The organism is Limosilactobacillus sp. (genome assembly GCF_022482365.1).
In the GTDB taxonomy this organism is placed as follows: Bacteria; Bacillota; Bacilli; order Lactobacillales; family Lactobacillaceae; genus Limosilactobacillus.
The window spans coordinates 1,960,722-1,983,741 of sequence record NZ_JAKVPE010000001.1; the positions used below are offsets into that span (position 1 = coordinate 1,960,722).

General features: G+C 52.0%; 18 protein-coding genes. 14 read left to right on the forward strand and 4 right to left on the reverse strand.

The window, feature by feature from the left end; all coding sequences use genetic code 11:
- The 5 genes from LKE23_RS09230 to LKE23_RS09250 all read left to right on the forward strand — a co-directional run bounded on the left by LKE23_RS09230 (window position 1) and on the right by LKE23_RS09250 (window position 9,185).
- Window positions 1-1,455 (forward strand): PTS galactitol transporter subunit IIC, encoded by a 1,455-nt coding sequence (locus LKE23_RS09230; RefSeq protein WP_291977048.1) that lies wholly within the window; start codon window positions 1-3, stop codon window positions 1,453-1,455.
- Window positions 1,456-1,473: 18 nt separating this feature from the next.
- Window positions 1,474-2,475 (forward strand): amidohydrolase family protein, encoded by a 1,002-nt coding sequence (locus LKE23_RS09235; protein ID WP_291977049.1) that lies wholly within the window; start codon window positions 1,474-1,476, stop codon window positions 2,473-2,475.
- A gap of 90 nt (window positions 2,476-2,565) precedes the next feature.
- Entirely contained in the window at window positions 2,566-3,447 is an 882-nt protein-coding gene (locus LKE23_RS09240) for an L-ribulose-5-phosphate 3-epimerase (RefSeq protein ID WP_291977050.1), read from the forward strand.
- Between the two features lie 11 nt (window positions 3,448-3,458).
- A complete protein-coding gene (locus LKE23_RS09245) occupies window positions 3,459-4,190 on the forward strand; it encodes an L-ribulose-5-phosphate 4-epimerase (protein WP_291977051.1) in 732 nt (243 codons plus the stop codon).
- Window positions 4,191-4,781: 591 nt separating this feature from the next.
- A complete protein-coding gene (locus tag LKE23_RS09250; RefSeq protein ID WP_291977052.1) occupies window positions 4,782-9,185 on the forward strand; it encodes a mucin-binding protein in 4,404 nt (1,467 codons plus the stop codon).
- An 89-nt stretch (window positions 9,186-9,274) separates the two neighbouring features.
- Here the strand turns inward: LKE23_RS09250 and LKE23_RS09255 are convergent, their stop codons facing one another.
- Entirely contained in the window at window positions 9,275-11,041 is a 1,767-nt protein-coding gene (locus tag LKE23_RS09255; RefSeq protein WP_291977053.1) for a cell division protein, read from the reverse strand.
- Between the two features lie 158 nt (window positions 11,042-11,199).
- Here LKE23_RS09255 and LKE23_RS09260 point away from each other — a divergent pair, with 158 nt between their 5' ends.
- From LKE23_RS09260 to LKE23_RS09270, 3 genes are all read left to right on the forward strand, one after another.
- Window positions 11,200-12,150, forward strand: a complete 951-nt coding sequence (locus LKE23_RS09260) for an AEC family transporter (RefSeq protein WP_291977054.1) — start codon at window positions 11,200-11,202, stop codon at window positions 12,148-12,150.
- A 64-nt stretch (window positions 12,151-12,214) separates the two neighbouring features.
- A complete protein-coding gene (locus LKE23_RS09265; protein ID WP_291977055.1) occupies window positions 12,215-12,901 on the forward strand; it encodes a 2,3-bisphosphoglycerate-dependent phosphoglycerate mutase in 687 nt (228 codons plus the stop codon).
- Window positions 12,902-13,765: an alpha/beta hydrolase gene (locus LKE23_RS09270; protein ID WP_291977056.1), complete on the forward strand. Its 864-nt coding sequence runs from the start codon at window positions 12,902-12,904 to the stop codon at window positions 13,763-13,765.
- A 67-nt stretch (window positions 13,766-13,832) separates the two neighbouring features.
- Here the strand turns inward: LKE23_RS09270 and LKE23_RS09275 are convergent, their stop codons facing one another.
- The 3 genes from LKE23_RS09275 to LKE23_RS09285 all read right to left on the reverse strand — a co-directional run bounded on the left by LKE23_RS09275 (window position 13,833) and on the right by LKE23_RS09285 (window position 16,411).
- Window positions 13,833-15,173 carry an aminopeptidase C gene (locus LKE23_RS09275; RefSeq protein WP_291977057.1) on the reverse strand — a complete coding sequence of 447 codons (1,341 nt, stop codon included), beginning with the start codon at window positions 15,171-15,173 and terminating at the stop codon, window positions 13,833-13,835.
- Between the two features lie 247 nt (window positions 15,174-15,420).
- Window positions 15,421-16,104, reverse strand: a complete 684-nt coding sequence (gene rpiA, locus LKE23_RS09280; RefSeq protein ID WP_291977058.1) for a ribose-5-phosphate isomerase RpiA — start codon at window positions 16,102-16,104, stop codon at window positions 15,421-15,423.
- Window positions 16,105-16,120: 16 nt separating this feature from the next.
- Window positions 16,121-16,411 (reverse strand): GNAT family N-acetyltransferase, encoded by a 291-nt coding sequence (locus LKE23_RS09285; RefSeq protein ID WP_291977059.1) that lies wholly within the window; start codon window positions 16,409-16,411, stop codon window positions 16,121-16,123.
- A 133-nt stretch (window positions 16,412-16,544) separates the two neighbouring features.
- Here LKE23_RS09285 and LKE23_RS09290 point away from each other — a divergent pair, with 133 nt between their 5' ends.
- The 6 genes from LKE23_RS09290 (at window position 16,545) to rlmB (ending at window position 22,757) form a co-directional block, all read left to right on the forward strand.
- Window positions 16,545-17,081 carry a dUTP diphosphatase gene (locus LKE23_RS09290; RefSeq protein WP_291977060.1) on the forward strand — a complete coding sequence of 179 codons (537 nt, stop codon included), beginning with the start codon at window positions 16,545-16,547 and terminating at the stop codon, window positions 17,079-17,081.
- Window positions 17,082-17,092: 11 nt separating this feature from the next.
- Window positions 17,093-18,469: a DNA repair protein RadA gene (gene radA, locus LKE23_RS09295; RefSeq protein ID WP_291977061.1), complete on the forward strand. Its 1,377-nt coding sequence runs from the start codon at window positions 17,093-17,095 to the stop codon at window positions 18,467-18,469.
- A gap of 39 nt (window positions 18,470-18,508) precedes the next feature.
- A complete protein-coding gene (locus LKE23_RS09300) occupies window positions 18,509-19,675 on the forward strand; it encodes a PIN/TRAM domain-containing protein (protein ID WP_291977062.1) in 1,167 nt (388 codons plus the stop codon).
- 506 nt (window positions 19,676-20,181) lie between these two features.
- Entirely contained in the window at window positions 20,182-21,594 is a 1,413-nt protein-coding gene (cysS, locus tag LKE23_RS09305) for a cysteine--tRNA ligase (RefSeq protein WP_291977063.1), read from the forward strand.
- A 10-nt stretch (window positions 21,595-21,604) separates the two neighbouring features.
- The gene (locus LKE23_RS09310; protein ID WP_291977064.1) at window positions 21,605-22,018 is read left to right on the forward strand and encodes a Mini-ribonuclease 3; all 414 of its coding nucleotides are present in this window, start codon (window positions 21,605-21,607) and stop codon (window positions 22,016-22,018) included.
- Window positions 22,008-22,757: a 23S rRNA (guanosine(2251)-2'-O)-methyltransferase RlmB gene (rlmB, locus tag LKE23_RS09315; protein WP_291977065.1), complete on the forward strand. Its 750-nt coding sequence runs from the start codon at window positions 22,008-22,010 to the stop codon at window positions 22,755-22,757. The genes LKE23_RS09310 and rlmB overlap by 11 nt, the downstream gene beginning before the upstream one ends.
- The last annotated feature ends 263 nt before the right edge of the window (window positions 22,758-23,020 follow it).

The following is a 23,020-nucleotide window of genomic DNA, read 5'->3' on the forward strand; positions in this document are numbered from 1 at the left end:
ATGCTTTCGGCGGTAAATAATTTCTTTTCGGCATTTGGAGCAAGTGTTGTTGTTCCGATAATGATTTTCATTATCGCGCTGTGCTTAAAGGTTAAGCCAAAAACAGCAATGATGAGTGCGTTTTATGCTGGAGTTGGATTAACGGGTTTTGGATGGATTATTAATTCATTTACTCCTGTAGTAACTAAGATCATTCGGCAAATGGTTAACAATACTGGGATTAACTTGCCAGTTGTTGATATTGGGTGGCAAGCTGGATCATTAGCAACCTTTGGCTCAACAGTTGGGTTATCATTCTTTGTCTTTGGTCTGATAGCAGAACTCATTTTGTTTGCATTAGGTATTACTAAAGTTTTCATGGCTTCCAACTTATGGAACAACTTTGGCTTTATGATTTGGGGAACGTTAGCCTACTACGTTACGCATAATTTCTGGCTTTCTCTTGGGTTATCATTCTTCATGTTGTTCTACACTTTAGTATTAGCCGAGGTACAAGCAGATCGTTGGTCAGAATATTATGGTGTGAAGAATGCAACGGTCTGTTCCATTCACAATATGGAACAAACGATTCCAGCAATTTTGTTAGATCCATTATGGAACTTATTAGGATTCAACAAGGTAAAGATGACGCCACAATACTTCAAAAATAAGCTTGGTGTCTTTGGTGAACCAACAACCCTCGGTGCTTTATTAGGTTTGATTATTGGGATACTAGGAAACTTAACATCTCTAGGAACCTTAAAAGCATGGGGACAAATTCTTCAATTCGCAATTCAACTTTCTGCGGTAATGACCATTTTCCCACTAGTAACAAATGTGTTTAGTAAGGCCTTTACCCCATTGGCAGCTGAAATTGACAAGAATAGAAAAGAAATGTCTTCTGAGACTGGTAAAAAGATTGACAAGATTAACGATAAGAAGCGTTGGTTCTTGGCGGTAGATGATGGTGTTGGTTATGGTGAACCTGCAACAATCATTTCCGGTGTAATCTTAATTCCAATCATGGTTTTGATTGCCTTTATTCTTCCAGGAAACAAAACCTTACCAGTTGTTGATCTGATTTCTATCCCATTTATGGTTGAATCAATTGTAGCAGTAACTCGTGGGAACATTTTGAAAGTTATTGCCAACGGAATTGTCTGGTTCAGTATTGGCCTTTATGCATCTAGCTGGCTGGGCCAGATCTATACAGGAGCTGTTTCACACTATGGGGCTGCAATTCCAGCTGGAGTTGTCTTGATCACCAGCTTTAACTTAATGGCTCGTCCATTGAATGCATTAGTGTTTGCAGCCTTTATTTCTAAGAGTCCGCTGTGGATTGGTATTTGCATAGTAGTTTATCTGGTTCTATTATTTGCATTACGCAAATACCGTCCACAAATTTGGACTTACTTACAGAAGATGGCTAATAAAAATGCTGGTTTCTCGGGTAGTAAAGAAAAAATTGAATATTAATTAATGGAGGTATTTCTCATGAAGAAAATCGAAGGTCACATTCATTTAGTTCGTTCACTTGCAGGATCAAAGAGTCAGGGTCGTTTGAGCCCGTTAGGTAACGGTTATGCAATTTGGGATAATGGTGAAATTATTAAGTTGATTCCTGATGGTTGGGGTGACGATAACTTTGTTGCTGAAAAGTATCTTCCAATCATGAAAGAAGAAAATATTGAAAAGGCCGTTATTTTGCAAGGTACGTTAAATGGGTACCAGAATTACTACACTTACCAAGTTGTAAAAAAGTATCCTGGCAAATTTATTGGGGCGTTTTCTGTAGATCCATTTGCTGATTTTGCAATGGATATCGTTAAACGTCATGTTGAAGATTTAGGATTCCGTGCAATGAAGTTTGAAATTAGTCAAGGTGGCGGACTCCACGGCTTCCATAAGCCATTCCGTCTGGACATTGACAATAACGTTTCTAAAATTCTTCATTACTTAGCCGATTATCCTGGATTTGTAATCACTACTGATTACGGAGCATATGACCAAACCAGTTATCAACCAGAAGCGATCGTTAACTTGGCAAAACGTTACCCACAAATGGATTTCGTTGTATGTCACCTTTCCTTCCCTAATGCTGATCACCTTAACAGGCTTCAAAATGCGTTAGATCAATTTGCTCCTTATGACAATATCTATGTAGATATTTCAGCTATTCAAGATATTGATGGTGAAGCAACTGACCAGTTCCCTTACCCACGGTGCCAAAAGACGGTTTCCTTAGCTAAGAAGATTTTAGGGGCTAAGCGGATTATTTGGGGGACTGATTCTCCTTGGTCCTCAACATTTAATACTTATCATCAATTGGCAACTTGGCTGGAGAATACGGATATCTTCACTCAAGATGAGCTTGAAGATGTGATGTACAACAACGCAAATAAGGTTTACTTTAAGCCAGCTAGTGTTAAGGCCGCTGAAGAGGCAGAGGACCCAGCATACAAGCAATTTGCTGATAACGGACATAAGCTCAAGTAGATCACTGTAAATAAAGAGGCTGGACAATACCAGCCTTTTTACTGTCCATTTTAGTTAAGCGGTTAACAATGAGGGTGAGGGATCTATAAAGTGACTGTAAATGCATTAGGAATTTATGAAAAGGCGCTGCCACAGGATTTATCATGGAAAGACAAATTTGAATTAGTTCATGAGCTGGGCTTCAACTTTCTTGAATTTTCAATTGACGAGAGTGACAAGCGGCTGGCAAGGCTCGATTGGACCGAGGAACAACGCGCTGACTTTAGAAAGGCAATGTGGGAGACCAACAGTCGGATTAACACATTAATGCTGTCGGGCCACCGCCGCTTTCCACTGGGGTCCAAGGATCCAGAAGTTCGGCAAAAATCATTAGAGATGATGCAAAAGGCCATCGATCTGGCGGTTGACCTTGGGATTCACAACATCCAGATGGCTGGTTACGACGTCTTTTACGAGGATAAGACAATGAATTCTCGTGAGCTGTACGTTGAAAACCTGGCCAAGTGTGTCCACATGGCAGCTAAGAAAATGGTAATGCTGTCGATTGAGACGATGGACGACCCGTTCATCAACTCGATCACCAATATTGCCCACTACAAGACGCAGGTTCACAGTCCGTGGCTTCAGGCCTACCCGGACCTCGGGAATCTCAGCGCCTGGCCAGAAAACGATGTGCCGGCTCAGCTGGAAAAATATGTTGACGACATTGCCGCCGTTCACCTGAAGGATACCGAAGCGGTAACGCCGACCTTCAAGGGAAAGTTCAAGAATGTTCCGTTCGGCAGCGGTTGCGTTGATTTTGAAGGCTTGCTGCGGACATTAGTGCGGCTCAACTACAATGGCAGCTACACCATTGAAATGTGGACGGGCGACAACCAGGATTCAGATCCCGTTGCCGAAGTTAAGGCAGCTAAGCAATACTTTGACGACTTATTTGCAAAAGTCGGCATTCAGCAAGAAAAAATTCAATAGGAGAGGTAACAATGCTAGAAGAATTAAAGCAAGAAGTGTATGAGGCCAATATGCAGCTCCCCAAGCTGGGCCTGGTGACTTTTACCTGGGGAAACGTTTCCGGAATTGACCGCGAAAAGGGGCTCTTTGTAATCAAACCTTCCGGGGTTCCCTACGATGAACTCAAGCCGGAGGACATGGTAGTCGTTAACCTGAAGGGGGAGGTTGTTGAAGGGGAACTCAATCCTTCCAGTGACACGCCAACGCACACCTACCTCTATAATCACTTCCCAAAGATTGGCGGGATCGTGCATACCCATTCTCCGTGGGCGGTCTCGTTTGCAGCGGCACATATGGATATTCCGGCAATGAACACCACCCATGCTGACACGTTCTATAATGATATTCCGGCCGCCGATGCGCTGACCAAGCAAGAAATCGAGGAAGACTACGAGGGCAATACCGGGAAGGTGATTGTTCGAAGCTTTCAGGAGCGGGGCTTAGACTACGAAGCAACGCCGGCCGCCTTAGTTATGCAGCACGGGCCCTTTGCCTGGGGACCAACGCCGGCGAAGGCCGTTTACAATGCGAAGGTGCTTGAGGTAGTAGCGGAAGAGGACTACCATGCAATGCAACTGACCCGCGCCGACAACCATCTCCCGCAGTATTTATTGGATAAGCACTACTACCGGAAGCACGGTGCGAATGCTTATTACGGACAAAACAATGCTCATAGCAAGGATCATGCCAAGCGTGAGAACTAGCAAGTGAGCAATTAAATTAAAAGCCATTCCCTTTCATCGAGGCAGTGACCCAGTAGACGTGAGTGCTGGGTCACTGCTTTTTTGCTGGCTAAAAAAGCAAAAAATTTTGAGCATTCAGTTGATAATTTTTGAGTAACATTTAACGATTTACCTCCAAAATTGGCGCTGTTGATGGTAACGTTTAGCAATCAATTTCATGGCTTTTTGACACCAGATAGGGACAGTTGGCTGAGAAAAAAGCGCTTGCGGCTGAAAATAAGGGTGCTTTTTAAGATAAAAGGTTTTATTAAACGATCGAAAGGATGTTATCCCTCACTAACAATTTTCTCTTTTAAATCTTTAGTGGTTTTTATCAATATATTAATGTTTCTAATCCGCTTGACAGTAGTATTTACAGTCTCTTATACTCAAAAAGCATTTTAAAAACGGGAAAAGGAGTAAACGTAATTAGTTGCGTTTTGTTCGTCGAAACTTTTATTTTTGGACGAGCAAGGGACTAATTCTATTTGCGCCTTTTTTCTATGGATACAGAGATTGGAATTGGTGGGCAGATACTGCGCCACAAGAAAATATTTACGGGAGAAATTGTTCATGGTCGGGAAAAACAACCATTACTTGAAAGAAAGCAAGAATAATCAAAAATACCAGCGCTTCTCACTGCGGAAGTTCAGCATCGGGGTCGTATCGGTGGCCATCGCTGCCGGCTTCTACCTGGGGAGTAGCCAGAGCGTCATGGCCGACACTACGACGCAGGCGGCTCAGACAAGTGAAAGCACTGTAGCCGTGTCGACAAGCGGTAGCACGGCCAGCGACTCTTCTGAAGTGACTCAGGCTAGCAGTGCAACGACAACCAAAACCTCAGCCAGTGCCAATGCGTCTGAAGCAGCTACGACACCGACTACAACGGAGTCATCTGCGGCCTCTGCTAGCGATGACGCAGCAACCATGACATTAAGTACCAAAACTCCTGTCACGAGTATCACTGCGCTTGCTGATTCCAAGACCCAAACCCCGACAGTTGCAAAAACTGCTCATAACAATACTGAAAATCAAGCTGTTAACAATACTGATGAGGTGACAGTAACGATCATCTACAAGGATGAAACGACTGGCAAGACTTTAGATACTGAAACGGTAAGTGGCAAGGCAGGCCAGAAGATTAAGTTCAATAATCAAAAAATCTTAGATTACCGAAATCTGCATTACAAATATAATGACTCCAACCTGGATAAGCTGATTTATCGAGTAGATGTGAAGGAGTACACGATTTCTTTTACCCATAGGACTAAGCCTGATACCAAGAACGTTAAAGTTACCCGGACGATTAACGTTACTAAGCCGGACGGCAGTGTCACGACTACAACGCAAATCGTTAACTCAACGGGTAAGGGCACTAAGGATCTGGTTACTAACGAGACCACTTGGAATTCTTGGACAACCGGCACCTGGGCTGAGTTTGATACGCCAACCATTTCAGGCTACACGCCAAGCCAAACTACGGTAGCTGCGGAAGAGGTTAATGGTACTACTGCAGATCAAATTGTTAAGATTACCTACACAGCTGATGAGTTGACGGCAACGATCACCTACAAGGATGATACGACTGGCCAAATTTTAGGGACCGAAACGGCAACTGGCAAAGTGGGTCAGAAGATCGATTTCAATAATAATCAAAAAATCTTGGACTACCGGAACGCGGGATACGCCTATCGGAAGACCGATCTAGATGGCCAGACTTATCAGGTAAATGGTCAGAAGGACTTCACGGTTCACTTCACGCATAAGACTGAGACTGTTACTAAAAACGTTACGGTCACTCGCACGATTCGCTACGTTTACAGTGATCGCAAGGAGGCTGCCAAGGATGTCGTTCAGACTCTGACCTTCAAACAGACCGGTACGAAAGACCTGGTTACTGGTCAAACCACTTGGAATAATGTTGCGGATCAAGACTTTGCGGCAGTCGATAGTCCGGTAATTGCCGGCTACACGGCAAACAAGGCAACCGTTGCGCAGGAAAGCGCCAATGTCGACACAAAGTCTTCTGAGCTTACGGTTACCTACAAGGCTAGCGACGCAGATGCCATGATTACCTACGTGGACGAGGCAACCGGCAAAACCATTAAGACCGAGAAGGCAAGTGGTAAAGTAGGTCAAAAGATTGTCTTTGCGACCTACCCTGGATACCAGATCAAGCTGCTTGAACAGCAGGGCTACGAGCTAGGACCAAACGACTTCCGCTTTGAGGGTGAATACTACAGCAGCGACAGCGCCAAGAACCACTTCACCGTTCATTTGAATCACGGCAAGAAAGCGGATGTTGAGAACAAGACGATTACCCGGACGATTAACGTTACCAACCCGGACGGCGCGGTCAAGACAACGAAGCAAGTTGCTGAATTGTCCCGGATGGTTACTAAGGACGCGGTGACTGGTGACGTGCTTGAAACCGGCGACTGGACAACTGGTAGCTGGGCTGAGTTTGATACGCCAACCATTTCAAACTATACGCCAAGTCAAGCTACGGTAGCTGCGGAAAAGGTTGATAACAATACTAAAGATCAAGTCGTTAATATCACCTATACGGCTAATGAGCAGACTGCGACGATCACCTACGTAGATGATACTGATCACAAGGGGATGCGGACAGATAATGCCATCGGCAAGTTTGGCCAACAGATCGTTTTCGCCAATGATCCGGGCAAACAGATTCTGGCTTACCGGGATGCTGGTTACGTATACCAAGACACTGACTTCAACAACCAGGCTTACCAGTCCGATAATGCCAAGAATGCCTACGTGGTTCATTTCACGCATAAGACGCAGACCTTTACACCAGCTTATAATCCTAACGGCTACGATTTAAGTCGGAATGCAACCTATACCATTCACTACGTTTTCGCTGATGGAAAGCAGAACGACTATAACGTTGTTCAACAGTCTATCCTGGGCGCAGTTACGAGAACCGCGACGTTGGATGAAGCAACGGGCGAAGTGACGTACGGGAATTGGAAGGTCAATTCTCGCTTTGCTCAAATTTCTACTCCAGAGAGACCGGGTTACACACCAGATAAGGCTCAGAGTAACGGCTTTACCCCTGTCGTGGATGGCCAATCCCTGATGCTGGATGGTGACGAGACGGTAACCTATTACCCAGATTCCGTTAAGTCTGACGCTAAGCTGTATACCCGGACGATTCACTACGTTGACGAGCATGGCAACGAGCTCTTCGGCGACACCGTTCAGTCCGTTACCTTCAACAAGAGTACCGAGACTGACTACAACGGCAATGTCATCAACGACGGTGCATGGGTCAGTGACCACAACCAGTTTGACGCGGTAGTTGCTCCAACTAAGGATGGCTACACGGCCGACCAAGCTCAGGTTGATCAATTAGCAATCGACGCTAACGATTCAAATCAGAAGCATGAGGTTACGATTGTTTACCATGCAAACAAACAAACCGCCACGATCACTTACGTGGACGATGCAACTGGCAAGGCCATCAAGACCGAGACGGTCAATGGCAAGGTTGGTCAAAAGATTGTCTTTGCGACCTACCCTGGGTACCAGATCAAGCTGCTTGAACAGCAGGGTTACGAGCTGGGACCAAACGACTTCCGCTTTGAAGGTGAATACTACAGCAGTGACAGCGCCAAGAACCACTTCACCGTTCATTTGAATCACGGCAAGAAAGCGGACGTTGATACCAAGACCATCACCCGGACGATCAACGTTACCAATCCGGACGGCACTGTCAAGACAACGAAGCAAGCCGCCGAATTGTCCCGGATGGTTACGAAGGACGCGGTTACCGGCGACGTGCTTGAAACCGGTGACTGGACGACTGGGGCTTGGGATGAATTTGATACGCCAACTATCCCAGGTTACACGCCGAGTCAGGCCAGCGTAGCGCAACAGACCGTTACCAGCACAACACCGGATACCACGATCGCAATCACCTACACGGCCGATGCTAAGCCTGTCAAGCAGGGTGACGTGACGATCAAGTATGTTGACCAGGACGGCAACGAGATCAGTCGGCAGGTTATCTCCGGCAACGTCGGTGATACGATCAAGGTCACTCCTGAGATTCCTGCCGGTTGGGAACCAGCCGATCCAAGCACCGTCCCGAGTGAGGTAACGATCCGCGAAGAAAACGGTCAGATCATCATTGTGGTCATCAAGCACGCCGTTCAGGATCCAACCGAAACCAAGACGGTCACCCGGACGATCAACGTGACAACGCCGGATGGTCAGACGACGACCACCAAGCAGACGGTTACGCTGACTCGGAGTGGCGACCTCGACCTGGTCACTGGCCAGACGACCTGGGGTGACTGGACGACCGGGACTTGGCAGGACTTCAAGCCAGCCGCAATCGCCGGCTACACGCCAAGTCAAAGCGACGTGCCCGAAGTAACCGTTGATGGCGACACGATGGATCAGGTGATCAACATTACCTACACGGCCGACCAACAAACGCCGGTTGATCCAGGCCAGACGACGGATCCGGTAGAACCAGCCAAGCCGGCCGATCACGACGCTGACACGTCACAGCCAGGTGATCACAACACCGACACGTCACAGCCCACTGATCCAGACTTTGACGCACACTACAGAAATGCTGATGCTGCACCGGACGATAGCAATCAACAGGATGACGCTACTACCAGTGAAGCTCCTGTTAGTGAAGCCCCCGTCGCATCAACGAGTGCTGCGCAGGCTAAGTATGCACCGACGACGGATCCAAATGGTGCTACTCTAACGGGGATCACTGTTCGCGGTACCGCCAAGTCGACTACTTCAACTGATGCACAGCGCGCAAGCAACGCAGCTGCACCAACTGACACCACGTCGGCAAATGAACGTGCCACTAGCCAACGCCTGCCACAGACCGGGAATGCCGATTCCACGGCCCTGGTTGGCCTAGGCTTTGCCTCCCTGCTGACCATGTTTGGCCTGCTTGGTTCTAAGAAGAACAAGCAGGACTAAGCTTGATCAGCAGCCCAAATAAAAACTAAAAAACGCTGAATCGATCGAAGATGCTCATTAAAAGCATCTGATCGGTTCAGCGTTTTTTCTTATGTGGTAATGTGGTACCAGAATCCGGGCAGCGAGCGGATCAGGGCGTAAATCCCGTAGAGCAGCAAGATGCTGATGCCAACTAGCGAAATTGCTAGGAGAACCTTAAACCAGCTTGCTACCTTAAAGTAGAGGGTGACGGTATTTTGTCCCTGGCGTTGATAAACGTAGGGAGCCCCGATTCTGGACCGCTTGTAGTTGTGCAGTCGCTTGCCATTGAGGGTGAGCTGCGATTCGTGATAGGTGATGATTGGCAGCCGGACCCGGCCGGCCGTGGCGGCGTTCCAGGCCAACTGCAGGCCGCCGTGGGGAAGGACCGTGTGCTTGTATTCGCCGGCGTGGTTGATGATCTGGTCCTGGTAGGCAAAGGAGCGGATGTACTTCCGGTTGTTGAGGTACTTCTTCGGAACCGGCAGGTAGTCCGGGCTGCGCTTTTCCACCATCGTCAGCAATTGACCGGGATAAAGGTCGTGAACCGACCGACGCAGGCCGAAGCGGTTCTCGGTGACCCAGGCAATCGCGCTGGAGGAGTTCAGGACGGCCGGCGACTTGTAACGCGCTGTCCGCCGAAAGACGTCGCTGGTGTTGGGCACGAGGACCTGGGCGACCATGAAGAGCAGGATACCGACGGTGATCTTGCGCCGCAACTGGAGCCGCGGTGCCCGCTCCCCGCAAACGAAGTCGGTCGCAGAAATCGCTACCCCCAAGAGGAGTAGGGGATAGGCGATGACGGTCAGCCGGCTGGGAAACTGGAGGGTGTGCGACAGGGCCGGGATGGCCTTCGCAATTTGATCCCAGGGCGTCCAGATGGAGGAAACCATCAGGATGATAAAGCCAAACAGGGTCACGGTGGTGTTGACCAGCGAACGTCGCCAGTGCCGACAGACATAAAGCAGCTGGGCCAGGAAGAGCAGCCAACAGAAATAGATGAGGTAGTTGCGCGTGCTATTGAACTGCGAGGGCTTGAGCGAGTTAAACAGCATGTTAAAGTCGGCCGGGGCGGCGATGTGGTTGTGGAGGTTGAGCATCAACAGCGCTCCCCAGACGTTGGCGGTCAGGATGACGGTGCCGATCACGGCCAGCGCGGTCTCCTTGATCATCCCCCAGCGGTTGCTCGTCTTCACCAGGCCGATGATGAAGAAGGGAAGCAGGGTGAGAACGAAGAAGATCGAGCTCAAGAGGTGGATCTGGATCACGGTCGTCATCACGATCATTAGGGGCAGCCAGTGAACCGGCCGCGCGCGGTCCTGGAGCATCGTGATCGCGCACATCAGCATGTAGGGCGCCAGCATTGCTCCCCAGGCGTTCATGTTCTGGGCGAGCTGCCAGCGGGGCAGCCAGCCGATGTTCATGAAGATCAGGCTGACCAACAGGGCGAACCGCCGGGAACTGTGCGCCTTGGTCGCCAGCAGGTACATGCCGATCCCGCCGACGACATAGACGACGAAATCGCTGATGACCTCGTAGCGATACCAGGTACCCAAGAAACCAAGCAGGGCCCCGTTGAGGTAGGCAAAGAGGGGACCGTAGACGGCGTTGATCACCCGCCCACTCTGTTGGAAGCAGTAGTTGCTCTGAAAATAGCTGAAGTCCAGGTGCTGGATCTGCTTGGCGGCATCGTAGAAGCGGTTAAAGTGGAAGATCGAGTCGGTCCCGAGGATCACCCCATGAGAAATGATCTGAGGGTACATAATAATGTAGGCCATTACGCAGATTGCAAGGTAGGGCAATGACCAGTTGATTAGGTGATACAATTTGCTTTTCATGATTATCTCCATACTTAAGATAATTAGTCAATCTCCCTAATTATAGTCCACTTCTTGCGGCGACGGGATTTTAATTGAGAATCTGCTTGATTAGAATTCTTAAAATTTGGTTAACGTTGTACAATAGAAAGATAACTTGAGAGAAAGTAGATGATGAAATGCTGTCAATATTCCTGTCCGCGATTTCCGGGGTCCTGATTATCCTGGTAATGGTGGTCGTCGGCTTCGTGCTCAACGAACGGGGCTGGTTTAATCCGGGGTCTTCGAAGGTCATCTCCCGGATCGTCACCCAGGTCGCCCTGCCGTGCTACATGGTGACGACGATCATGCATGACTTTTCGGCTGGGCAATTGAAAACCTTGCTGCCGGACCTGCGTTACCCGGTCCTGTCAATGCTGATCCTCTTCGCCCTTTCCTTTGCCGTGGCCCGGGTGATCGGGATCAAACGGTCGCACATCGGGCTCTTTTCCTCGATGTTCTTTAATTCCAACACGGTCTTCATCGGCCTGCCGATCAACCTGGCCCTCTTTGGCAACCGTTCGATTCCCTACGTCCTGGTCTACTACATGGCCAACACGACCTTCTTCTGGACGCTGGGCGTGTGGCTGATCCAGCGTGACGGGATGCACGAGGCCAAGATCGACGTCAAGACGGCCCTGAAGAAGATCTTCTCGCCGCCGCTGCTTGGCTTCATTCTGGGGGTGATCTTAGTAATCCTTCACGTTCACCTGCCGAAGTTCGTGATGAGCGACCTTTCCTACATCGGTGGGCTGACGATTCCGCTGTCGATGATCTTCATCGGGATTGCGATCTCCAACGCCGGCCTCAGTCGGGTGCGGCTGACCCGGGACGCCTGGGGGATTCTCCTCGGCCGCTTCCTCTTTGCGCCGGTCCTGATGGCCATTCTGGTGATTCCAAGTTCTATGCCGGCCCTGATGAAACAGGTTTTCATCCTGCAAGCGGCTATGCCGGTCATGACCAACGCCCCAGTTGTTTCCAAGCTCTACCATGCCGATTCGGACTACGCCGCGATCATGGTCACCGAAACGACGGTCCTCAGTGTGATCGTCATTCCGATCCTGATGGTTCTAATCAAGACGATGTTGTAGGTCCGACTGTTAAAGACTGCACAATTGCGCTATCATAAGTGGTGGCAAAGGAGTGAGAGCTATTATGGTAGATTTAGTGATTGTTCGACATGGTCAGAGTCAGGCCAACCGGGACAACATCTTCACGGGTTGGACCGATGTGCCCTTGACGCCGGAAGGCATTGCCCAGGGGCAGGCGGTCGGCCGGGAGCTGGCCCAGCTCGGGATTCAGTTCGCCGACGCCCACACCTCCTACATGGGGCGGGCGATCAAGACGACGAACATCATCCTGGAGGCGATTGACCAGCTGTACATTCCGGTTCATAAGACCTGGCGGCTCAATGAACGCCACTACGGCGCACTGAGCGGTCGCAACAAGGCCAAGGTCAAAGAAGAGGTCGGCGCAGAACAGCTGCATCGCTGGCGGCGGGGCTATTCCGACCTGCCGCCGCAGCTGACGGAGCGTCAGCACGACCGGCGCTACAACCGTCTCGGGGTGAAGATGCCGCTGAGCGAGAGCCTGGCGATGACCCAGCAGCGGCTCTTGCCATACTGGCAGGATCAGATTGCGCCACGCCTCTTGGACGGGAAAAATCAACTGGTGGTGGCCCACGGCAGCTCGCTGCGGGCCCTGATCAAGTACCTCGACCAGATTCCGGATGAGGACATTGACAAGGTTGAGGTGCCAAACGGCAAACCGATCTGGTACCGATTCGACGATCACTTGCACATCGTCAAGAAGACTTTCATTACAATGGATGGTGAAGATTAAATGATTCATGAGCTGCAAAACAACCCCACTTTAGATGGGCAGGTCCGCCTGCTCGATAACGTGACCTACGCGGCGGTTGATGGCCGCCCCCTCAAGATGGCCATCATGACCCCGTGGACCCAGCGTTACCCCCAACAGTACCACCCGGCGCCGCGCCCACTGCTTGTCTTCGTCCAGGGGAGTTCCTGGCGCACCGGCAAGCTGGGTGAGGAAATTCCGCAGCTGGTGCAATTCGTCAAGCACGGCTACGTGGTGGCGACCGTCCAGCACCGCAGCGCCGTCGACGGTTACGCCTTTCCGGCCTTCTTGGAGGACGTCAAGACAGCGATCCGCTACCTGCGGCGTCACGCTCGCAAATACGCGATTGACCCGCACCGCGTCGGCATTTGGGGGACTTCCTCGGGTGCCAATGCGGCGATGCTGGTCGGCCTGACCGGGGATGACGAACGCTACAAGACCCGGCTCTACGCCCACGAATCCGACCGGGTTGACGCAGTCATTTCCTGCTTCGCGCCGATGGACGTGGCCGACACCTTTGAGTATTCCAAGAAGGTCCCGGGCAACAAGCTGCTCCAGTTCTGCCTCTTTGGGCCCGATCCGTCCAAGTGGGCGGAGGTCGCCCGGGCGATGAGCCCGCTGGCCGTCGAGGAGCCGGGGCAGGATTACCCGCCATTCCTGCTGCTGCACGGGGATGCCGATACCGTGGTTCCTTACCACCAGATGGTCGACATGTACAACCAGCTCGACCAGGACGGCTACGAGGTCACGGCCTACCGGGTTAAGGGCGCCAACCACGAACGCGACTTCTGGAGCCAGCGCATTTACGACATTGCGCGGGACTTCCTGGATCAAAAATTAAAATAAATTGAAAATGCCACCCGATAAATTTGCAGATTTATCGGGTGGCATTTTGTCATTTTTAAGCTTTCGATTAAGCTAACGTTCCCATTGGGTCCCATGGCTTCAGGACGATTGGTTCCTGTTCCTGGGCCTTCTTTTGCTTGTCAGTCAGGTACTTCTTGTTGACGACGAGCTGGTAGACGTACTTGTCCATCCAGGCGTCGGACATCACGAAGTAGCCCTTGTGGCCAACCTTGTCACCCCAGGAGTTCTCGACCTTCCACTTGGTTGGCTTGCCATCGACCAGGTCAACCCCGGTGATGACCATCGCGTGGTCCATCATGCTCTGGCCGTAGTCGAGGGCCTCGGCCTTGGTCATGTCGAGATCCACGTCGAAGAGGGCGCTGTAATCGTAGGTGTTCAGCGCCATGATCCCCAGCTTGGTCTCAGAGTACTTGACGACGTCGGAACCGAACCAAACGCTTTCGCCGTTCTTCAGCTGTTCAATCGCCAGCTGCTTGAACTCGTCCATCGGCAGGTTGAGGTGCTTGATCTGTCGGCCACCGACGACGTTGCCCAGCATGTCGATCGTGTAGGTCTTGTGGTACTTCTTGTCGGCGGTTGGGGCCTGGATGATCGAAACGTAGTCATCCAGGTTCCAGCCGACGTACTTCTTGAAGAATTTCTGTGGTGTCAGGTTGCTGTCGCGGTGGTACTCGTGATCCTTCTTCGTCCGGTATTCGAAGTCGAAGGTCGTGACTGGTTCACCAAAAGCGTAGGCCAGCATCCGGTAGACCTCGTTCAGCAGCTCGCCACGCTTGGCGTCCAGGCGCTTTTCGCTGGCGTGATCCTCGTTGACCATCTTGCGCAGGATCACGGCGTCGTGACGAAGCTTGTTGTTCAAGACCTCGTCGATGCCCCGAGAGTTGGTGGCGTTAAAGGATTCCGGCATTGCGGACTTCGGCACCACCCCGTACTTTTCGATCAAAGCACACAGCATGTCCCACTGACCACCGTCGTTTTGCGGTGCCTCCATCAGCCAGGCCACCTTCCGGCTGTCGGTCGGCTTCTTGGCGGTCTTGATGACGTTTTCGTAGAAGTAGTTAGCCTTCTCGAACTTGTCCCAGAAGAATTGGTAGGACTGGGACAATTCAAAGTCATCCGGCAGGTTGAACTTGCTCTGCATGTCGTGACGCATCGTGTTCAATGCGGCAAACAACCAGCAGCGACCGGACTGCTTCTGATCGGCGACGTTCCCGGTCTTCAGGTCAATTGAGAAGTGGGGATCGTTGTCGGCAATCGAGTGCCAGTTGAAGCTGGCGTTGCGAACCCCGTTCTTAGTGACGGCGTTTTCGATTACTTGGCTGTCACGCCGGCCCTCATAGTCGGTGCGAAAACGATCGAGATCGTCCTTGGTGATTTTAAAAGTCATTAAAAAGCCCCCTTAGTATTCTTACCCTATATTATAGGCGAATTGTGACGGCGGGGGAAGATATAAGAAGGCGGTGGGACAGAACTCGCTTGCGAGTTCGTCTTCCCACCCCCGCGAGGCTGGCTAGGCGTTCCGGACGTTGATTTATCAACGTTCGGAATCCAGCCAGCTACCGCGCTATAGCATTTACTGCTATATAAAAGCAAAGAGATTGGGTTAATTCCCAACCTCCTTATTTTCTTAAATTTTAACGAGCGTGCAGGACCTTAGGACCCTCGTCGGTGCCGACGATCACGTCGTTGACCCGGTTCAAGAACAGTCCCGTTTCAACAACGCCGACCATGTGGATCAGTTCATCCGCCAGTTCTGCTGGGTGGTCGATCTGGCCGAGGTGGAGGTCGATGATGTAGTTATTTTCATCGGTCCGGTACTTCTGGTCGCCGTCCATCCGCCAGCTTGGCTTGTAGCCCTTCTTCTCGAGGCGGTTGAAGACGTGCTGGCTGCCGAATGGGATTACTTCGACCGGCAGCGGGAACTTGCCCAGCTTGTGGACCATCTTGCTTTGGTCGACGATCCACATTACCTTATCGGAAGCGTTGGCCACGATCTTTTCCCAGAGCAGGGCGCCACCGCCACCCTTGATCCCCTGGAAGTCATCGCTGATTTCATCGGCGCCATCGATGGTCAGGTCGATGTGGTCGACCTCGTCCAGGTTCTTAATGGTGATGCCGAGGCTCTCTGCCTGCTTGGTGGTCCGGTTCGAGGTCGTTACCCCGATGATGTCGGTGATGTTGCCGGCTTGGACCTGCTTGCCAAGCTCGTCAACCATGTAGCGGACCGTGGAGCCGGTGCCGAGGCCGACGATCATGCCGGACTTGATGTACTTAACGGATTCCTGCCCCGTCTGTGCCTTTAATTCGTCTTGGTTCATTGGAAATTCCTCCTTATTAAAACCGATCTTCTGGTAATAGCAAATGTTGATACTCCGGATGCTGCTTGAACTGCTGGGTCACGTATGGGCACATCAGCTTGACGGTCCAGCCCTGGTCGGTGGCGTAGTCAATAAAACGTTTTACGAGCGACACAACCACCCCTTGTCCACGAAAATCAGGGTGGACAAAGACCCGTTCGGCGACGACCCGGTCGGAATAGCCCTGGACGGCGGGAAATGAAATCTCGCCGACGAACTGCTGGCCGTCACTAGCAACAATGCGGTGATCCTCAATTTGGTATTGCATCGTGATCACTTCCATTCACCCTCAATTTTCCGTAAAGTAATCTTTAAAGTCAAGGCTTAGTGATACCAATCGCAATAATTCTATCCTATAATGTTATGATAGTATATTGACTATTGTTAAATGGAGTGATTAGATGAAACGCGGATTTGAAGTGGTTTCCACCAAGCGCGACCAGGGGATCAACCTGCCGAAACGACAGACGGAAAACGCCGCGGGCTACGACTTTGAAGCGGCACAAGACTTTACCCTGCCATCAATTTGGAAGGGTAATTTTATCAAGGCCCTGTGGACAATTCACCAGCAGAAAAAGCTGACCGACACTGACTTCACGGCAGCCGACGCCAGCCTGAAGCCCTACCTGGTGCCAACGGGAATCAAGGCCTACATGCAGCCGGACGAATTCCTCTTGCTGGCAGACCGGTCTAGCGGCCCACTGAAGCGGCGGCTGGTTTTGCCAAACGGGGTTGGAATTGTCGATGCCGATTACTACAACAACGCCGGCAACGAGGGGGAGATTTTCTTCCAGCTGATCAACTACGGTCTGCGTGACTACCACGTTAAGAAGGGCGAGCGGATCGGTCAGGGGATTTTTATTCCTTACTTGCGGGCCGACAACGAGGACCAGCCAACGGCCCAGCGAACCGGTGGCTTTGGTTCGACTAAGAAGTAGGGGGTGCTGAAATGGCCAAGGTGAGAACACAGTACGTTTGCCAAAACTGCGGCTACAATTCGCCGCGTTACCTCGGCCGGTGCCCCAACTGTGGCCAGTGGAACACCTTCGTCGAGGAACAGGTGCAGAGCGCAAGCGCCAGCAGTGCCAAGGCGAAGACGACCACGCTGACCGGCCTGGTGTCCAAGCCACAAAAGATCAGTGAGATCGATAGCAAGCAGACGCCGCGGGTCAAGACCCGACTGAACGAACTCAACCGGGTCCTCGGCGGCGGGATCGTGCCCGGCTCATTGATTCTGATCGGTGGGGACCCCGGGATCGGGAAGTCGACTTTGCTCCTCCAGGTGTCCGGCCAGCTGAGCGACGAGCATCACCGGGTGCTCTACGTTTCCGGTGAAGAGTCCGGCACCCAAATCAAGATGCGGGCGGAGCGACTCGGCGTTTCCGGCGACGACTTCTATGTATACCCGGAGACCAACATGGACAGCATTCGCGACACGATCCGGGACCTCAAGCCCGAATACGTGGTGATCGATTCGGTTCAGACGATGCAGGCCACCGACGTCAGCTCGGCGATCGGCAGCGTCTCCCAGATTCGCGAGGTCACGGCCCAGCTGATGCAGATTGCCAAGAGTAACAACATCACGATCTTCGTCGTCGGCCACGTCACCAAGGGCGGGGCGCTGGCCGGGCCGAAGATTCTGGAGCACATGGTCGACACGGTTCTCTACTTTGAAGGGGACCTTCACCACACCTACCGGATTCTGCGCTCGGTCAAGAACCGGTTTGGCTCGACCAACGAGCTGGGGATCTTCGAGATGCACACCAACGGGCTGACCGAGGTCAAGAATCCCTCGGAGATCTTCTTAGAGGAACGGCTCCAGGACGCCACCGGCTCGGCGGTGGTCGTTTCACTGGAGGGGACCCGGCCGATCCTGGTCGAAATCCAGGCCCTGGTCACGCCGACGGTCTACGGCAACGCCCAGCGGACCGCCACCGGGTTGAGCCGCAACCGGGTTTCGCTGATCATGGCGGTCCTGGAGAAGCGGGCCAACCTGATGCTGCAGAACCAGGACGCCTACCTGAAGGCCGCGGGTGGGGTTAAGCTGGATGAACCGGCGATCGATCTGGCGATTGCCGTCAGCATCGCCTCCAGCTACCGCGATAAGGGGACCCGGCCGAGCGATGCCTTTGTCGGTGAGGTTGGCCTGACCGGTGAAATCCGGCGGGTCAACCGGATCGAGCAGCGGGTAGCCGAGGCCCAGAAGCTGGGCTTTGAGCGAATCTTCGTGCCGAAGAACAACCTCAAGGGCTGGAAAGTGCCGACCGGCATTCAGGTAATCGGGGTGACGACGTTGAAGGAGGCGTTGCACCTGGCACTGGCCTAGGAAAGGGCCAAATCAAATTTCAAAGGAAGGGGATACGATATGGACAAAAAACCACGTCGAATTTTGACGTTGATCTACGTCGTCGTGGGGGCCACGATTGGCTTCTACTACATGCCACTGATCTGGGATGTTCTCAACTGGCACATTGCCGAATCATTATTAGCAATTATTGATATTATTCTTGGTGCACTTGTTTTCTGGCTGCTGGCGATTCCGCTGGTGACGCCGACTTTAAAGGCAATCCACCGGGTTGAGACCACATTGACCAGCAAGAACCCACTGTACCTATTATCGGGAGCACTGCTGACGATTATCGGGCTGGTGCTGGCAATCCTGATCTCGATTCCATTGTGGCGGACCCGGATCCCGGTCATCAATAACATCCTGCCGATCCTGTTGATGATCATCTTCAGCTACTTTGGCTTCCGGATCGGGACCACGCGGCTGGACGACTGGCGCAAGCTGATCCTGCGGCGGAACCAAAAGGAACGGGACGGCGAGGTCCTTGAACGTCAGGATCCCAATTACCACCATTACAAGATCCTGGATACCAACATCCTGATCGATGGTCGGATTTATGACCTGGTCAAGACCGGTTTTCTGGAAGGAACGCTATTGGTACCGAACTTCGTGCTCTACGAACTGCAGTACATTGCCGACTCCGGCGAGAGCATCAAGCGGGTTCGGGGCCGGCGCGGCCTGGATATCTTAAATAAGCTGCGCAGTGAGAAGATCGTGCCGATTGAGATGTACGAGGGCGACTTCGAGGACATCCCTGAGGTCGATAGCAAATTGATTGCCCTGGCCAAGAAGGTACATGGGGCGATCGTTACCAACGACTACAACCTTAACAAGGTGATCCAGTTCCAAAACGTCGACGTCTTAAACATCAACAACCTAGCCAAGTCGCTGCGTCCCCGGGTCATCCCGGGCGAGACGATGCGGGTGGTCGTCGTCAAGAAGGGGACAGAGCGCCAGCAAGGGGTGGCTTACCTGGACGACGGCACCATGGTGGTGGTCGAGGACGGCCGCTACTTCATGAACAAGCCGATTGACGTCGAGGTCACCTCGGCCCTGCAAACGGACGCGGGCCGGATGATCTTCGCCCGGCCGCTGCATTCGCAAAAAGGGATCGGCGACCAGAGCGGCAAGGATACTGCCAAGCCGTCAAATTCAAACAAGAACAATCAAAAGAAGCAGAAGTAAAGAAAAAGGCCCCGCAGCGTGACAAGCGTTGCGGGGCCCTTCATTTGCACTCTAATGAAAACATGCAAAAGAATCGCGGGGCTAGTGTCTAACGCAGCGGAGCAAGTCTATTTGACTACGGACAAAAGCCGACGCCTTCAGTGCCGACTCCCGTCCTAGGTTAGCCATACGCCCCGCTTTTGATTCATTTGTACTCTAAATACAAAAAAGACGGCCTGGGATTAAGCCGCCTTTTTTGTAATAGGGAGTATTACGAAAATCTTGGGGGAGATCTCGTAATGATTATTTTTTCGGTTACTATTGGGAGGAGTAATTGAAAAATAATAGGTTTCATTGATGTAGTAAAGTTCTTCTTTACTACGGTTCTTATACTATCAGGAGAATGTGAAGAAATTATGATCAAAGTCTTAAAGAAGTTTACAGTCGCCGATTTTCCTAATCTGATAGGTGCTCGCGGCGGTTTGTGGTAAGATGAAAGGAGTAAATTTAAGTGAGGAGCGGATCACATGCTGACAATTTATAACACGTTAACGAGAAAAAAGGAAGAATTCAAGCCACTGCATCCAGGCGTAGTTAACATGTATGTCTGTGGTCCGACGGTGTACAACTATATCCACATCGGCAATGCCCGCTCGGCGATCGCCTTTGACACGGTGCGGCGTTATCTGGAATTCAAGGGTTACAAGGTTAATTACGTCTCCAACTTCACCGACGTGGATGACAAGATGATCAAGGCCGCCCACGAGCAGGGAATCACGGTTCCCCAGCTAGCCGACAAGTACATCCAGGCCTTCATGGAGGACACCAAGGCAATCAATATTGAACCGGCCACCCTCCACCCGCGGGCCACTGAAAATATTGAAGACATCGTCAAATTCATTGCTGACCTGGTCGAGAAGGGCTATGCCTACGCAAAGGACGGGGACGTTTACTACCGGGCCCGTAAATTCAAACACTACGGCCAGCTGTCCGGCCAGTCAATCGACGACCTGGAAGTCGGGGCCAGCGAGCACGTCAGCGCCGATGAGGTTGACAAGAAGGAGGACCCGATGGACTTCGCCCTCTGGAAGGCTGCCAAGCCGGGTGAAATCAGTTGGAACTCACCGTGGGGCAAGGGTCGTCCCGGCTGGCACATCGAGTGCTCTGTGATGTCGACCAAGTACCTGGGTAAGACGCTCGACATTCACGCCGGGGGTCAGGACCTCGAGTTCCCGCACCACGAAAACGAAATTGCCCAAAGTGAGGCTGAGACCGGGCAGAAGTTCGTGCGCTACTGGATGCACAACGGCTTCGTGACGATCGGCAAGGACAACGAGAAGATGAGCAAGTCCCTGCACAACTTCATCACCGTCCACGACATTATTAAGGAAGTCGATCCCCAGGTACTGCGTTTCTTCATGGCGACCACCCAGTACCGGCGGCCAATCCAATACAGCAAGGCCAACCTGGTTGACGCCCAAAACAACCTGGATCACATTCAGACCGCCTACGACAACCTGACCTACCGGCAAAAGGACGCTTTAGCCGGTGGCGATGACCAGGTTGAGGCGCAACTGGCGGACTTCAAGCACCGCTTCATCACGGCTATGGATGACGACATCAACGTCCAAAACGGGATCGCGGTGGTCTACGAGCTGGTCAAGGCAGCCAACGTTTACGCCCAACAGGAGACTGTTCACCAGGATGCCCTGGCGGCCTACAAGGCGACTTTGCAAGAGTTGCTGAGCATCTTCGGGGTCGAACTGACGGCCAGCGACAACCAAATCGATGACGAGCAGATCAAGCAGCTGATCGAGGAGCGCAACCAGGCCCGCAAGAATCGCGACTTTGCCCGCAGCGACCAAATCAGAGACGATCTTAAAAAACAGGGAATCATCCTGGAGGACACGCCCCAGGGGACCCGTTACAAGAAGGAGTAATCAGCACTTAATGGAAACAGCAGACTATCAACAGCTAAACGGCATCGCCCTGGCCTACCTGGGGGATGCGGTCTACGAAGTATTTATTCGCCAGCACCTCTTGAGCCAGGGCCTTAGCAAGCCCACCAAGTTGCAGCACCTGGCAACCCACTACGTTTCGGCCAAGGCCCAGGCGGCCCTGATCGATCTGATGAAGGAAGACGATTTGTTAAACGAGACGGAGTGGGCCTACTTCAAGCGCGGCCGCAACGCCAACAGTCATACCCACGCCAAGCACACCGCGGTCCTGACCTACCGGATGTCGACGGGCTTTGAGGCCTTGATGGGCTACCTGCAGCTATCGGGGCAGCAGGAACGGCTGCAGGAACTAGCAGAATGGTGCATTCAACAAGTGGAAGCGGGGCGGACGAAGCATGAAGACTGAGAATACCGATTTTATTATTGGCCGGCACCCGGCCGTGATGGCACTGAAGTCGGACCAGGAGATCAATAAGGTCTTCATCCAGTCCGGACTAAAGGCGGACGCCATCGCCCAGATCGTCAAGCTGGCGAAGGAACGCCACCTGGTGATTTCAAACGTGCCAAAGACCAAGCTGGACAACATGACCGACCACCAGAATCACCAGGGGGTGGCCCTGGCGGTGGCGGCCTACCAGTACGCGACGATTGACGACCTCTTTGCCAACGCCGAAAAGCACGGAGAGGACCCGTTCTTCCTGATCTTAGACGAGCTGGAGGATCCGCACAATCTCGGCTCCATCATCCGGACGGCAGACGCGGCCGGGGTTCACGGGATTATTATCCCGCGGCGCCGAGCGGTTGGCCTGACCTCGGTTGTGGCCAAGACCTCGACGGGGGCGATCGAACACGTTCCGGTGGCCCGGGTGACCAACCTGGTCCAGACCGCCAAGGAATTACAGGACCGCGGCGTCTGGCTTTTCGGCACCGATATGAAGGGCAAGGATTACCGGACCTGGGATGCCCACGGTGCCGTGGCACTGGTGATTGGTAACGAGGGGCGGGGGATCTCGCCCCTTCTGAAGAAGACCTGTGACGAGATGCTGACGATTCCGATGATTGGCCACGTCCAGAGCTTGAACGCCAGCGTGGCAGCCAGCCTTCTGATTTACCAGGGCTTTAACTCACGGCACCCATTGAAATAGCAACGAACGGTCGGCAAATGCGCCGGCCTTTTTCTTTTGCTGACACAATTGTGAGCGCTTTCGCTTATCGCACTTTAGTAAAATTAGGTAAAAGAACATTTTTCTTTATTTTGTTAAGCAAATGGGGCCGGGCAGGCGGCCGGTGGGTTCTTACCGTTCGATTAGCAGTTCCAAAAGTTGATGCGTCACTATGTATCGTTTGGCGACACTTTGCTAAATTAGTACCAGAGCCGTAAATTTGACAAAGAGCTTATGAGGGTTTC

Excerpts from the sequence above, each read along its gene's own strand:
- LKE23_RS09230 (WP_291977048.1), top strand. The coding sequence starts at position 1 with ATGCTTTCGGCGGTAAATAATTTCTTTTCGGCATTTGGAGCAAGTGTT.
- LKE23_RS09235 (WP_291977049.1), top strand. The coding sequence starts at position 1,474 with ATGAAGAAAATCGAAGGTCACATTCATTTAGTTCGTTCACTTGCAGGA.
- LKE23_RS09245 (WP_291977051.1), top strand. The coding sequence starts at position 3,459 with ATGCTAGAAGAATTAAAGCAAGAAGTGTATGAGGCCAATATGCAGCTC.
- LKE23_RS09250 (WP_291977052.1), top strand. The coding sequence starts at position 4,782 with ATGGTCGGGAAAAACAACCATTACTTGAAAGAAAGCAAGAATAATCAA.
- LKE23_RS09255 (WP_291977053.1), bottom strand. The coding sequence starts at position 11,041 with ATGAAAAGCAAATTGTATCACCTAATCAACTGGTCATTGCCCTACCTT.
- LKE23_RS09260 (WP_291977054.1), top strand. The coding sequence starts at position 11,200 with ATGCTGTCAATATTCCTGTCCGCGATTTCCGGGGTCCTGATTATCCTG.
- LKE23_RS09265 (WP_291977055.1), top strand. The coding sequence starts at position 12,215 with ATGGTAGATTTAGTGATTGTTCGACATGGTCAGAGTCAGGCCAACCGG.
- LKE23_RS09270 (WP_291977056.1), top strand. The coding sequence starts at position 12,902 with ATGATTCATGAGCTGCAAAACAACCCCACTTTAGATGGGCAGGTCCGC.
- LKE23_RS09275 (WP_291977057.1), bottom strand. The coding sequence starts at position 15,173 with ATGACTTTTAAAATCACCAAGGACGATCTCGATCGTTTTCGCACCGAC.
- rpiA (WP_291977058.1), bottom strand. The coding sequence starts at position 16,104 with ATGAACCAAGACGAATTAAAGGCACAGACGGGGCAGGAATCCGTTAAG.
- LKE23_RS09285 (WP_291977059.1), bottom strand. The coding sequence starts at position 16,411 with ATGCAATACCAAATTGAGGATCACCGCATTGTTGCTAGTGACGGCCAG.
- LKE23_RS09290 (WP_291977060.1), top strand. The coding sequence starts at position 16,545 with ATGAAACGCGGATTTGAAGTGGTTTCCACCAAGCGCGACCAGGGGATC.
- radA (WP_291977061.1), top strand. The coding sequence starts at position 17,093 with ATGGCCAAGGTGAGAACACAGTACGTTTGCCAAAACTGCGGCTACAAT.
- LKE23_RS09300 (WP_291977062.1), top strand. The coding sequence starts at position 18,509 with ATGGACAAAAAACCACGTCGAATTTTGACGTTGATCTACGTCGTCGTG.
- cysS (WP_291977063.1), top strand. The coding sequence starts at position 20,182 with ATGCTGACAATTTATAACACGTTAACGAGAAAAAAGGAAGAATTCAAG.
- LKE23_RS09310 (WP_291977064.1), top strand. The coding sequence starts at position 21,605 with ATGGAAACAGCAGACTATCAACAGCTAAACGGCATCGCCCTGGCCTAC.
- rlmB (WP_291977065.1), top strand. The coding sequence starts at position 22,008 with ATGAAGACTGAGAATACCGATTTTATTATTGGCCGGCACCCGGCCGTG.